This window comes from Virgibacillus sp. Bac330, from assembly GCF_003667845.1.
Classification (GTDB): domain Bacteria; phylum Bacillota; class Bacilli; order Bacillales; family Amphibacillaceae; genus Virgibacillus; species Virgibacillus chiguensis.
Map to the genome: position 1 here is coordinate 1,685,773 of NZ_CP033048.1, position 13,907 is coordinate 1,699,679.

The 13,907-nt window shown below is 36.1% G+C and carries 14 protein-coding genes; all 14 read left to right on the forward strand.

What is annotated here, in order from left to right:
• The first annotated feature begins 236 nt into the window (after window positions 1-236).
• On the forward strand, window positions 237-1,715 hold the full coding sequence (spoIVA, locus tag D9780_RS07890) for a stage IV sporulation protein A (protein ID WP_116277056.1): 1,479 nt from the start codon (window positions 237-239) through the stop codon (window positions 1,713-1,715).
• Between the two features lie 585 nt (window positions 1,716-2,300).
• Complete coding sequence (locus D9780_RS07895) at window positions 2,301-2,573, forward strand: HU family DNA-binding protein (protein ID WP_077703661.1); 273 nt, start codon at window positions 2,301-2,303, stop codon at window positions 2,571-2,573.
• A 371-nt stretch (window positions 2,574-2,944) separates the two neighbouring features.
• Window positions 2,945-3,166 (forward strand): trp RNA-binding attenuation protein MtrB, encoded by a 222-nt coding sequence (gene mtrB, locus D9780_RS07900; RefSeq protein ID WP_073004174.1) that lies wholly within the window; start codon window positions 2,945-2,947, stop codon window positions 3,164-3,166.
• 209 nt (window positions 3,167-3,375) lie between these two features.
• Window positions 3,376-4,152 carry a heptaprenyl diphosphate synthase component 1 gene (locus D9780_RS07905; protein WP_121639790.1) on the forward strand — a complete coding sequence of 259 codons (777 nt, stop codon included), beginning with the start codon at window positions 3,376-3,378 and terminating at the stop codon, window positions 4,150-4,152.
• A 3-nt stretch (window positions 4,153-4,155) separates the two neighbouring features.
• Window positions 4,156-4,872, forward strand: a complete 717-nt coding sequence (locus D9780_RS07910) for a demethylmenaquinone methyltransferase (RefSeq protein WP_121639791.1) — start codon at window positions 4,156-4,158, stop codon at window positions 4,870-4,872.
• Window positions 4,873-4,898: 26 nt separating this feature from the next.
• Window positions 4,899-5,870 (forward strand): heptaprenyl diphosphate synthase component II, encoded by a 972-nt coding sequence (gene hepT, locus D9780_RS07915; RefSeq protein WP_121639792.1) that lies wholly within the window; start codon window positions 4,899-4,901, stop codon window positions 5,868-5,870.
• A 73-nt stretch (window positions 5,871-5,943) separates the two neighbouring features.
• Complete coding sequence (ndk, locus tag D9780_RS07920; protein ID WP_073004168.1) at window positions 5,944-6,390, forward strand: nucleoside-diphosphate kinase; 447 nt, start codon at window positions 5,944-5,946, stop codon at window positions 6,388-6,390.
• Window positions 6,391-6,531: 141 nt separating this feature from the next.
• Window positions 6,532-7,305, forward strand: coding sequence for a CheR family methyltransferase (locus D9780_RS07925; RefSeq protein WP_073004167.1), 774 nt, complete (start codon window positions 6,532-6,534; stop codon window positions 7,303-7,305).
• 337 nt (window positions 7,306-7,642) lie between these two features.
• Window positions 7,643-8,812, forward strand: a complete 1,170-nt coding sequence (gene aroC, locus D9780_RS07930) for a chorismate synthase (RefSeq protein ID WP_121639793.1) — start codon at window positions 7,643-7,645, stop codon at window positions 8,810-8,812.
• On the forward strand, window positions 8,813-9,886 hold the full coding sequence (gene aroB, locus D9780_RS07935; protein WP_121639794.1) for a 3-dehydroquinate synthase: 1,074 nt from the start codon (window positions 8,813-8,815) through the stop codon (window positions 9,884-9,886).
• The gene (gene aroH, locus D9780_RS07940) at window positions 9,883-10,269 is read left to right on the forward strand and encodes a chorismate mutase (protein ID WP_116277060.1); all 387 of its coding nucleotides are present in this window, start codon (window positions 9,883-9,885) and stop codon (window positions 10,267-10,269) included. Before aroB ends, aroH begins: the two co-directional genes overlap by 4 nt.
• Complete coding sequence (hisC, locus tag D9780_RS07945; protein WP_121639795.1) at window positions 10,266-11,357, forward strand: histidinol-phosphate transaminase; 1,092 nt, start codon at window positions 10,266-10,268, stop codon at window positions 11,355-11,357. The genes aroH and hisC overlap by 4 nt, the downstream gene beginning before the upstream one ends.
• A gap of 12 nt (window positions 11,358-11,369) precedes the next feature.
• Window positions 11,370-12,470: a prephenate dehydrogenase gene (locus D9780_RS07950; protein WP_121639796.1), complete on the forward strand. Its 1,101-nt coding sequence runs from the start codon at window positions 11,370-11,372 to the stop codon at window positions 12,468-12,470.
• 24 nt (window positions 12,471-12,494) lie between these two features.
• Window positions 12,495-13,784 carry a 3-phosphoshikimate 1-carboxyvinyltransferase gene (gene aroA, locus D9780_RS07955; protein ID WP_116277063.1) on the forward strand — a complete coding sequence of 430 codons (1,290 nt, stop codon included), beginning with the start codon at window positions 12,495-12,497 and terminating at the stop codon, window positions 13,782-13,784.
• Window positions 13,785-13,907: the final 123 nt, after the last annotated feature.

Below are 13,907 nucleotides of genomic sequence, written 5' to 3' on the forward strand. Positions count from 1 at the left end.
GGATTAAATTCTTAATTATGCATAATGTGAAACATACAGTTCATAAGCATATTGCTATCTTTAGAACATATGACATCTACGGCGTCCCATCGCCATAAAAACTTGCAATAGCCAAGTTTTTCTAAACTTTTACACATGAATAAGGCATATTTTGATAGGACAACATCATAGACTTGTAATGTCAATTATTCATAGTTTGTGCGTAAAAATGAAATCGGAGATCGGGAGGGGATCTTTTGGAAAGAGTAGATATTTTTAATGATATTTCTAAACGAACAAATGGAGATATTTACTTAGGTATCGTTGGAGCGGTTCGTACTGGAAAATCAACATTTATTAAAAAATTCATGGAGCAAGTTGTACTGCCAAACATGGAGGAAGAAAGCGAGAGGGCTCGTGCACTTGATGAATTGCCTCAAAGTGCTGCTGGAAAAACAATTATGACTACAGAGCCTAAATTTGTACCTAATCAAGCGGTTTCTGTTCATGTCGATGAAGGATTAGATGTAAACATTCGTCTAGTGGATTGCGTTGGATACGCCGTTGAGGGAGCAAAAGGGTTTGAAGACGAAAATGGACCCAGAATGATTCACACCCCTTGGTACGAAGAAGCAATACCTTTTCACGATGCAGCAGAAATTGGAACAAGAAAAGTAATTCAAGAGCATTCAACAATTGGGGTTATTGTAACAGCTGACGGTTCGTTTGGAGAAATTAATCGGCATGAATATGTGGATGCCGAGGAGAGGGTTGTTGATGAATTAAAAGAAGTAGGAAAGCCTTTTATAATGGTGCTTAATTCCCAGCGTCCTAGCAGTCAAGAAACAGAGTTGTTACGCCAAGATTTAGTCGATAAATATGATATACCTGTTATAGCAATGAGTATTGAATCTATGACAGAACATGATGTTACCAATGTTTTACGTGAGGCATTATACGAATTTCCGGTTTTAGAAGTTAATGTAAATTTACCAAGCTGGGTAATGGTGCTAAAAGAAAATCACTGGTTAAGAAGAGAATATCAAGAAGCCATTCAAGAGACTGTAAAAAACATTAAACGCTTGCGTGATGTGGATCAAATTGTTGGTGAATTTGCTGTTTATGAACATATTGAGCAAGCAAAATTAGCTGATATGGAAATGGGGGAAGGGATAGCGGAAATTGACCTCCATGCACCTGACTATTTATATGACGAAATATTAAAAGAAATTGTAGGTGAAGAAATTAGGGGTAAAGATCATTTATTACAGCTCATGCAAGATTTTGCTCATGCGAAAAGAGAATACGATCAAGTATCAGGCGCATTACAAATGGTCAAGCAAACAGGATATGGAATTGCAGCTCCGGCTCTAGAGGATATGATTTTGGATGAGCCTGAAATTATTCGGCAAGGCTCTCGGTTCGGTGTTCGCTTAAAAGCTGTCGCTCCGTCCATTCACATGATTAAAGTAGAAGTTGAATCCGAATTTTCACCAATTATAGGAACGGAAAAGCAGAGTGAAGAATTAGTACGTTATTTGATGCAAGACTTTGAAGAGGATCCATTATCCATATGGGAGTCAGATATCTTTGGGCGTTCCCTAAGCTCAATAGTAAGAGAAGGTATACAAGCAAAAATTGCGCTTATGCCTGAAAACGCACGTTACAAACTAAAGGATACACTAGAACGAATCATAAACGAAGGTTCTGGTGGTCTAATAGCTATTATATTATAGCAGCTGTATGTAGCTGCTTTTATTTTTGGGGATGATGGATAAGACTGTAAAACAACGTTCAACCATGGTTCTCACAATACTAAAGAGACGTAAGCTTTGGCGTTCTATCACGAAAAAATTATTGATATATGCTTTTATATGCTCGCGTACGATTAGCGAGCATTTTTATGTTAAGAATCCCTTTAGTAAAAGAAAAAAAGTAACTATGTTTTACTATTTTTTTAGTTGCTTTTAGCCAACTATATAAATTAAATAAAAATCTTCATTGGAAACGGCAGGATATTTGCTCATTGTGTCGTATAACTTTAATATAGCCGAAGTATTGCTAAATACGATTCTAATAAGCTTTCTGCGCTAAATGTAAAATTGTACCATATAATCCATAAAAACTTATGAAAACCGAAGAAAATAATAAAAATTAGGTGGAAACTGTTGAATTTTGTTGCAAACTCGGTTAATATAAGCCATGTCACATTACTATTATGTGGCATGAAGTATAAAAACTGGCAAAAAGGTGAACAAATGAAGATAGTTGTTTAATTTGTTCCAATGTCGATTGATGATAAATGGGAGGAGGTGAATGTCATGAACAAAACAGACCTAATTAATGCTGTAGCTGAAAAAAGCGATCTTTCTAAAAAAGATGCTACGAAAGCAGTAGATGCAGTATTCGAATCTGTCATGGATTCACTTAAAAATGGTGAAAAAGTACAATTAATTGGATTCGGTAACTTTGAAGTACGTGAACGTTCTGCTCGTAAAGGTCGTAATCCTCAAACAGGAGAAGAGATCGAAATACCAGCAAGCAAAGTTCCTGCATTCAAGCCAGGTAAAGCCCTAAAAGATAGTGTAAAATAATTATTTTACATAGGGCAAAAGGATACGCGATTTGCGTATCCTTTTTTACACTATAATAAAATATAAATCATAGAGGATATAAAGTGCTGTAAGACCTCCACTTCAAAAATCGGAAGATGTCTAGCTTATGAATCTAAGTAAAAGCTATTCTCTAGGGATGAAGATTCCATTCCTGAAATTTAAATTAAATTTTAATTCAATAGAAACGAGGAACAACCCTTTTATAGAAATTGGGGCTTAACGCCAAATCTTTATGGAGAAAGCTGTTATTTTTTTAATACTATAAGCTTTAAACGACATACTTGCCAATAGCGTAACAATCTACATATTGTTTTAAAAATATTAATTCTAAGAAAGGAAAGGCTGAAGAAATGGATAAGTCAAGTGTTTCAGATTTTTTTGTTATCAAAGCACTGGAAGATGGGGTACAAGTAATTGGGTTAACCAGAGGAAATGATACGCGTTTTCATCATTCAGAAAAACTTGATCAAGGAGAAATTATGATCGCCCAGTTTACAGAGCACACCTCAGCGGTTAAAGTAAGAGGTAAAGCTTTAGTTCAAACAAGTCACGGTGAAATTGAGAGTGAGTAAGATTAGATGACAGTAGCTTTTATACTTTACTACCTCTATCTATTTGCTTAAGTTTTATCATCCATCCCTTCACAGCCGGCTCATTCGCAGATTTATTATCTTTATGAGATCTCATTTGCTTTTCTAGAATGTTTGATTATTGATTAGACTTAAAATATGCTATAATAGCAAAAGCGAATAGAATGGATGAAGGGTTCAGGTGATTTTCTTTGAATAGGTCAGCAAAGGACATATACTATGTAAAAGCAGAGATAGAAAAGAAAATAAAGCATTCCTATTTGGAAAAATATATTGACAAGCCCGCTATCGATGAGGAAAAATTGTTTTTATTAATGGAAATGATGAATCATAGTTCCTTACCTGAGTCCCATAAACAAAGATATATTGTTACAACTATGCTTGTACAGATGGCTTTAGATACACATGACAAGGTTCCGAGTTTAACTTCACCCAATGAAAATGAAGACGTCAAGTTACAGAAACAATTGCATGTACTTGCTGGAGATTATTATAGTGGTCTTTATTATTTAGTGCTAGCCGAGATCAGTGATTTTGAGTTTATTCAACTACTTGCCTCCACAATTAAAGAAATTAACGAGTATAAAATGAAACTCTATTATAATGAAATAGATTCTTTGCAGGATTATATGCTTATTCGTAATATTATTGATACACATTTGCTCGTACAAGTGGCCTCGTTTTTGAATATTTCTATGATGGGAAAGATTGTGGAAAAATGGCTTTTGGTTATTAAGCTGATAAATGATATCGAACATTTTAACGCAAGAAAAATGCAAGTACATTCTTGGGTGAAAAGTTTTTTCGATAAAAATGAATTAAGCAAGCAGCTGACAGCATTATTGCAACAATTAGAAGATGAAGTGCACAAGCTCTCGTCTATTTATTCTAGCTTATCAAACTACTTAGAAACAGAAATTACTTCTATAAAAAAAGCTTACATATCTACTATGGGGGAAGAAGGTTAAACTATGGCATATCCATCTAAAGAGGAACGTGTTCATCACGTTTTTGAAAAAATATATTCAAAATACGATTCGATGAATTCCATTATTTCATTCCAACGCCATAAAACATGGAGAAAAGATGTTATGAAGCGTATGGACGTAAAGGTAGGTTCAAGTGCATTAGATGTATGTTGTGGAACGGGAGATTGGGCGTTGGTAATGGCAGAAGAGATTGGAGCTAAAGGTGAAGTTACAGGCCTTGATTTTAGTGAAAATATGCTTTCCATTGCGAAACAGAAACAGCGAAAATTAGAATTAGAACATGTAGATTTCATACAAGGTAATGCAATGCAACTACCTTTTCAAGATAATAGCTTTGATTATGTAACTATCGGTTTTGGCTTACGAAATGTTCAAGATTATATGACAGTATTAAAAGAAATGTACCGTGTTGTAAAACCAGGTGGGAAAGTAGTTTGTTTAGAAACATCACAACCTACTATACCCATTTATCGACAATTATACCGTTTTTATTTCCAATACATTATGCCGCTGCTGGGGAAATTAATTGCCAAAAGTAAACAAGAGTATGCATGGTTGAACGAATCTGCTAAAGATTTTCCTAATAAAAACCGTTTAAATCAAATGTTTATAGAAGCTGGATTTACTAATGTTCAAGTGAAGAGCTATACTGGCGGGGTTGCAGCCATGCATATGGGCGAGAAAGAACCGAATAGTTAATAAAGCGAAAATTAAAGGTGACATGAATGAAATTAGCTAAAGCTTATGGATATTTAAAAAAAGACCTAAATGAAATTGAACAAACGATTAATGAAGTTGTACAGGCTAAACATCCTGTTTTAAGAAAAGCTTCAACCCAGTTACTTCAAGCAGGTGGAAAACGGATTCGTCCGGTATTTGTGTTACTATCAGGACAGATGGGGACCTATGACTTAGAACGACTAAAAATTGTCGCTGTGTCATTAGAACTTATTCATACTGCTACATTGGTTCACGATGATGTAATTGATGATGCTGATATTAGAAGAGGCATGCCAACAATTAGACAAACATATGGTAATCGTGTTGCCATGTATGCAGGCGACTATATTTTAGCACGAGCGTTAGAAGAAATTACACTCTTGCAAGATGCGAAAATACATCATCTACTTTCTAAAACGATCGTTGAAGTGTGTAAAGGTGAAATTGAACAAATTAAAGATAAATTTGATTCGAGTCAGGGGTTTCGCAATTATTTGCGACGAATTAAGCGTAAAACAGCTTTACTAATAGCTACGAGTTGTAAGCTAGGCGCCATTGCTTCAGGGTTACCAGAAACAGAAGCCCATAGATTATATCTTTATGGATACAATATCGGTATGTCCTATCAAATCATCGATGATATTTTGGATTTTACGGGTTCTGAAAAAGAGCTAGGAAAGCCTGCAGGAAATGATTTATTACAAGGAAACTTAACATTGCCTGTATTTTTAGCGATGAGAAAACCCGCTTTAAAAGAGAAAGTCATTCAAGGATTACAGGCTCCTTCTGAAATCCGTGAGAAGCATATGAAAGAAATTATTGAAGATATAAAAAGCACAAACGCTATTGACGAGTCTTATCAAATTAGTAATCGGTATTTAGAAAAAGCACTGCAACAATTAGAAGGCTTTTCTGATAGTCGTGCAAAACAAACTTTACTTCAAATTGGAAAATATATTGGCAAGCGTCGTACTTAATTTGTCTTTTTTACATAGTTTTGATAGAATTTTATCGGTGAGACAAATTACATAAGGTGAGGGGTTTTGTGACATGGAAAAGACTTTTTTGATGGTGAAACCGGATGGTGTTCAGCGTAATTTAATTGGCGATATTATAAGCCGATTTGAAGCGAAAGGTTTCAAACTAGTTGGTGCAAAGTTGATGACCATTTCAACGCAATTAGCTGAGCAGCATTATGCAGAGCATAAAGAACGTCCTTTTTTTGGAGAACTGGTTGATTTCATTACATCTGGTCCAGTTTTTGCTATGGCTTGGGAAGGAGAAAATGTAATCGCAACCGCAAGAGAAATGATGGGCAAAACTAACCCTACAGAAGCATCGCCTGGAACAATCCGTGGAGACTATGGTATGACTGTTGGAAAGAATATTATACACGGCTCTGATTCTGTTGGAAGTGCTAAACGGGAGCTTTCTTTATTCTTTAAAGTTGAAGAACTCATCGATTATTCCAAGCAAGATGCAACTTGGATCTACTAACATAGCAAGGCTTTAAGTTGCCGCGAGGATGATATTGTGCCTCGCGGTACATTTATACTACATAAAAAGTATAAGCAAAACGACGGCTTTATCACCATAGACTGAAGGCAGACCGGTGATCATTGAAAGAGGGAGAAGTTATTGGAGAAGGATTATAACCAGTTTATAAATAAAATAAAAATAAAATTAGGCATTGATTTACACCTTTACAAAGAAACACAAATGAAACGAAGACTCACATCTCTTAGAAATAAACGAGGATATAAAGACTTTTCAAGTTATTATCGTGCACTAGATCAAGAGCAAGCATTACTGAACGAATTTGTGGATCGGTTAACAATAAATGTATCTGAATTTTATCGTAATCCTAAGCGTTGGGAAGTTTTACAAACTACAGTTATGCCAGCATTGGTGAAAAAACCATCGTTTACAATTTGGAGTGCAGCATGCTCTACAGGAGAAGAGCCGTACAGTCTTGCTATATTGCTATCAGAGCATTTTCCTAGAGCTTCCTATCGAATTATGGCAACAGATATAGATGAAGCTGCTTTAAGCAAGGCCAAGCAAGGCATTTATCAAAAACAGGCTTTAAAAGAATTACCGGCGAAAGCTATTCAAAAGTATTTTACGAATCAACATGGGCTCTATCATCTATCTCCTAACATAAAAGAAAAAGTTACGTTTCGTAAGCATAATTTACTAGCAGATACATATCCAAATAATGTTGACTTAATCATATGTCGAAATGTTCTCATCTATTTCACTGATGAAGCAAAAGAAAGCGTTTATCAACATTTTAGCGAATCCTTAAACACAAATGGTGTTTTATTTGTCGGTAGCACGGAACAAATATTTCACCCAGAAAAATATCAATTACGTTTATTAGACACATTCTTTTATCAAAAAATAGAATGATGTTTTATGAAATTTAAAGAACGAACAATTTACAAGTATGAATCGCATTTAAATCAATAGAATAACCATACATAGCTTGTAGAGATCTATAGGTCCACTACGAGCTTTTTTACATTCAAACAAGTATATCATGGTGGATTATAGAATAAGTGAAGCTACGGTTAAGATTTCGCTATAAGGTAAGTTTATAATGTATGGTTAAACAAAATGGTCGTAATTCTTTAAAAATGTTAGCGCTTCATTTAACTAATTCTTTGTTTTTTTCAGTTTTTATTGTCAAAAACATGTTAAGGTATGGTATAGTAATTAGAAAAATTCTATAAAAGGAGAATGTAACGTGCGCTATTTAACAGCAGGCGAATCACATGGGAAACAATTAACCACGATTGTTGAAGGGGTTCCTGCCCAAATGCCATTATCAAAGGAAGATATTAATCAGTCCCTTTCTCGTAGACAAAAAGGGCACGGACGGGGAAAGCGAATGCAAATTGAGAAAGACGTTGTAGACATTACAGGTGGTGTAAGGCATGGCAAAACTTTAGGATCACCCATTTCTTTGGTTGTACATAATGATGACTTCAAACATTGGGAAGACATTATGGGCGCCGATCCGATAGAAGCAGATCAAAAAATTCGTAGAACGATAACAAGGCCAAGACCTGGGCATGCTGATCTAAATGGTGCTCTTAAATATGGACATCGAGACATAAGGAATATATTAGAACGTTCATCAGCCCGAGAAACAGCCGCACGAGTAGCTGCAGGGGCTATCGCAAAAACGTTGCTTAAGCATTTAGATATTGAAATCGTTGGTTATGTGAAGGAAATAGCAGGTATTGTTGCAGAAGACCCGGAACAACTTTCTGTACGAGGAAGACAGCAAATAGCTAATGAGTCACCCGTTCGCGTTTTGGATAAACAAGTGGAAGAGCCTATGATACAGGCAATTGACGATGCAAAACAAGTTGGAGATTCTATCGGAGGAGTTTGTGAAGTTTATGTGGAAGGAATGCCAGCAGGTGTTGGTTCTTATGTCCATTATGATCGCAAATTAGATAGTAGAATAGCTGGAAGTGTAGTAAGCATAAATGCTTTTAAAGGGGTCGAATTTGGGATTGGTTTTGAAGCGGCAAAACGGAATGGTAGTCAAGTCCATGATGAGATTGCTTGGAATGAAGAGAAGGGTTATTACCGAACTACGAACCGCCTTGGGGGGTTTGAAGGAGGGATGACAACAGGAATGCCGATCGTGGTCAAAGGAGTAATGAAACCTATACCTACATTAATGAAACGACCACTTACGAGCGTAGATATCGATACAAAAGAACCGTTTAAAGCGACGGTTGAAAGATCTGATGCTTGTGCAGTTCCTGCCGCCTCAGTTGTTATGGAGCATGTTGTTGCATTTGAACTAGCAAAAGCTTTAACAGAACAATTTACAAATGATCAATTTTCAAAGTTAAAAGAAGCGATTGAAGCATATCGTGAAGAAATCAGGTGTTTTTAAATGGAAGAACTAAATGTTCAAGCAAGTTCACACGCTTACTCTATCCTTATTGGAGAAGGCATCCGAAATCAAATTACGGATTATTTCACTAATAGTTATTCCTCTATTTGGATAATAACAGATGAGAATGTAGCTAAATTATATTTGGGAGACGTGTTAGAAACACTCTCAGATTTTCATGTCCACCACACTATATTACCTGCTGGAGAACAGACGAAAAGTATAGATTACTATAATCAATTAATGACAGAAGCAATTGCGTATGGATTAGACCGTTATTCTTTGTTAATTGCTTTAGGTGGGGGGGTTATTGGTGATTTAGCAGGTTTTGTAGCAGCTACTTATATGCGTGGCATTGACTATATCCAAATGCCGACAACAATATTAGCGCATGATAGTAGTGTTGGTGGAAAAGTAGCTATTAACCATCCGTTGGGGAAAAACTTGATTGGTAGCTTCTATGCACCGCAAGGAGTTTTTTATGATATGGAGACGCTAATTACGTTAAATGATCGAGAAATCCGCTCTGGATACGCAGAATTAGTAAAAGAAGCGCTCATATCTGATGAAGCTATATTTCGTTCCATTTTAACTACAAAATTACAAAATTTATCAACATCTATAATGCAAGAGCATATTCGTTCAGGGATTCAAATTAAAGCACAAGTGGTAGAACAAGATGAGAAAGAAAATGCAATGCGAAAGTATTTGAACCTTGGTCATACGTTGGGCCATGCTTTGGAAGCTCATTTAGGATATGGATCTATTACACATGGTGAGGCGGTTGCTATAGGTTTGTTATTTGCACTCCATGTTAGCGAATCAGTTTTTGATACGACATTGCCTTTTTTACAACTAAAGCAATGGTTAGAAACAAATCACTACCCACTTCATTTCCTAACTGGAGATCAACAAACTATATTAGCTAAAATGAAAAACGATAAGAAAAATAAACAACATCATATTCAAATGGTGTTGCTAGAACAAGTTGGTAAACCATTTATAAAACAAATGACGGATGAAGATATGCTTTCCTACTTATCTTCTTTTACAAGAAAGTTGGTGAATAATTGACTAGAGGGATACGAGGTGCAACAACGGTAGTTGTTAATGCAGCCGATGTAATTATAAACACTACAAAAAACTTAATTGAAGAAATGATCAAGAAAAATAATGTATTACCAAAAGATGTTTCTCATGTTTTTATATCTGTAACAAAAGACATTACTGCAACCTTCCCAGCTAAAGGTTTGCGTGAATTACCGGGTTGGACATACGTTCCAGTAATGTGTATGACGGAAATAGATGTGCCGAATAGTTTAGAACGTTGTATACGTGTAATGATGGTTGTGAATACAGAACTAGAACAATCAAATATTCACCATGTCTTTCAAAATGAAGCTATTCATTTGCGCCCTGATTTAGCAAAATGGAATAAGGAGGACAAACAAAAATGAAAACAAAATCTTCGTTAAAGCAAATTGCACCATATCAACAAGGAAAGCAGATCCAAGATATTAAGAGGCAATACCAAATAGATAGAATTGTGAAATTATCTTCAAATGAAAATCCATATGGTTATGCAGATACAGTTAGACAGTTTTTAGCTTCTTACGAGCCTGCTTTTGATATTTATCCAGATGGCCATACAGCACAACTCCGCAAAGATCTAGCTTATAAAATAAAAGTAAGTGAGTCAGAAATAATTTTTGGGAGTGGCTCTGAAGAAATTGTTCAAATGATTTGCCGAGCTTATTTATTTCAAGGAGTTAACACAGTGATGGCTATACCAACTTTTCCTCAATATAAGCATAACGCAATCATTGAAGGAGCAAAAATAAAAGAGATACCAACTATAGAAGGCCACCATGATTTAAATGGTATGCTTGAAGCTATCGATCAAGATACAAATGTCATCTGGCTTTGTTCTCCTAATAACCCAACTGGCACTCCAATAACGAAGCAGGATTTTATTGCTTTTATGGATACGTGCCCACAACATGTTTTAGTCGTATTAGATGAGGCATATTATGAGTATTTAGACAAAACGAAAGACCTTCATGCAATGGAACAGATTCAAAAATACAACAATCTTATCATTTTACGAACTTTTTCAAAGGCATACGGACTTGCAGGATTGCGTATTGGGTATGGGGTAGCAAATAAACAAATTATTAATCAATTAAACGTTGTACGTGGACCTTTCAATACAACTTCCATCGCTCAGCAAATCGCACAAATTGCGCTTGCTAATGAAGCTTTTATTGAAAAAACCAGGCAGCAAAACCTAAAAGTAAAGCTTGATTTCCAAGCATTTTTGGATAGGATCGGCTGGCATTATTACACTTCTGAAACAAATTTCATGCTTGTTTCTACACCTACTAGCGGAACAAAAGTGTTTGATTATTTAATCCAACATGGTTTTATCGTTCGCCCTGGTGAGCTGTTGGGAATACCAAATACGATACGATTTACGTTAGGGTTACAGGATGATATGTATCGCATGCAGGAATTACTCTCGCTCTATCAGCACCAAAACAGCTAAGGAGATGTATATGTGAAGCGAAAAATAGCTATAGCAGGTCTTGGTCTTATCGGCGCGTCGATAGCAAAAGCATTAAAAACAATAGCTGATAATTATGTAATCGGTTATGATATTGACTTAGAAACATTACAATACGCCAAGGCTCATGGTATCATTGACGAAGCAAAAACAGACTTTACAGCCGCAGTATGTCAAGTTGACTATCTTATTTTGGCAGCTCCAATATCTAAGTCAATTGAATTACTAGCAGCTTTAGATGAAATACAATTATCCCAAAAGTTAATCGTTTCTGATGTTTCTTCCGTGAAACAGTCCATGATAACAGCGGCTAATCAGTTACAAAACACGGATATATCTTTTGTTGGCGGACACCCAATGGCAGGTTCCCATAAAAAAGGGGTGCAGGCTGCAAAAGCGCATCTATTTGAAAACGCAATTTATGTATTGACTCCCACGAAGCATAGTAAAGAGTGTGATGTTCAATCATTAAAAAAGCTTCTTGAACCGACACGTAGCAAATTTCTCATACTTGATGCGAAGGAACATGATGAAATGACTGGTGTGATTTCTCATTTCCCGCATTTAATTGCATCTTCTCTCGTTCATCAGGCAAAGCATTGGGAACAGACGCACGCTTATTTACCCAGCCTTGCTGCTGGTGGATTTCGTGATATTACAAGGATTGCATCTAGCAATCCAACACTTTGGCAGGATATCTTTTATCATAATCGAAAGAAAATGTCGCTGTTTTTAGAAGAATGGATTACAGAAATGAAACATGTAAAAAATTTAGTTGAAGAAAATAATAAGCAAGAGATGATTACGTATTTAGAAACAGCTAAACGGTACCGTGATGGTTTAGGTACAAAAGATAAAGGAGCCATTCCTTCATATTACGATTTGTATGTAGATATTCAAGATCAAACAGGGGCTTTAGCCCATGTAACAAAACTGTTGGCAGATAATAACATTAGCATAAATAATATTCAAATATTAGAAATTAGGGAAGGAATAATGGGAGCTCTTAGGTTAAGTTTTGCAACTGAAAAACTCCAAAAAATAAGTGCACACACCTTAAATGAATCGGGTTATGAAACGACGATCGAAAAATAATGTTTGATAAAGGATGATAGACAGTTGAAAGAACGAATATTACAACCGATAGGCAACCCTTTACATGGGGAGATAGAAGTACCAGGAGATAAATCGATCTCACACCGATCCATTATGTTTGGCTCACTAGCTCATGGGACTACAATTGTGGAACATTTTTTAAACAGTGAAGATTGTTTACGTACAGTAAATATTTTTCGGTCTATGGGTGTTTCTATTGAACAGAAAGAATCCACTTTAACTATTTATGGAGAAGGTCCACAATCATTTACTGAGCCAGTTGAGCCTCTTTATCTAGGTAATTCTGGTACGACGGCAAGGCTAATACTAGGTATCTTAGCAGGCTTACCTCTTTTTACTACTTTTTATGGAGATCGTTCGTTAACGAAACGGCCTATGAATCGCGTTGTTGAACCACTTCGTCTAATGGGAGCAAGCATTACAGGGCGCTCACAAGGAAACTATCTCCCTTTATCTGTAGAAGGGAAAACATTGCAAGCCATTCATTATCATTTACCTGTAAAAAGCGCGCAAGTTAAATCAGCTGTTCTTTTAGCTGGTTTATTTGCAAACGGAACTACTACTGTTACTGAAATATCACCTACAAGAAATCATACAGAATCAATGTTACAAGCTTTTGGTGTGGAATTGTTAAATAACGGTTTAGATATTTCCGTTCGTGGACAACAAACATTAACAGCTACAGATATTTACGTTCCCGGTGATATTTCATCTGCAGCGTTCTTTCTCGTTGCAGCTGCTATCGTTCCAGGTAGTCAATTAAAACTATTACATGTTGGGTTGAATGAAACTCGTACAGGAATCATTGACGTTTTACAAGCAATGGGAGCTGACATAACCATTGAGAGGGAAGAAACAAAAGGTGGCGAACGTATTGGTGACATTCATATTCGTTACAAGGAGCTAACAGCAACAATTATTGAAGGAGATATGATTCCAAGACTCATAGATGAGATACCAATTATCGCTTTATTAGCTACTCAAGCTGAAGGAACGACAGTAATTAAGGATGCTGCAGAACTTCGTGTCAAAGAAACGGATCGCATTCATGCTGTGACAGAAACACTTACTAATTTAGGGGCAAAAGTCGAAGAAAAAGAGGACGGGCTACTAATTCATGGACGATCCAAACTGCACGGCAATAGAATTCAATCCTACCATGATCATCGAATGGTTATGATGGCATCTATTGCATCTTTGATCACCACAAGCGAAGTCGTAATCAATGACATATCTCCAATTGCAACATCTTACCCAACGTTTTATGCAGATTTAAAATCGGTAAGCGAGTAATTCTAAAAAAAAGGTCATGACAAAACTACAACAGCGATCAAGCTAACGATTAATAAAAGCCCATTATTTACGCTATTTTAGCGAAGTCAAATTATGTAGCCTCTATCCAAGAGGCTACATGGA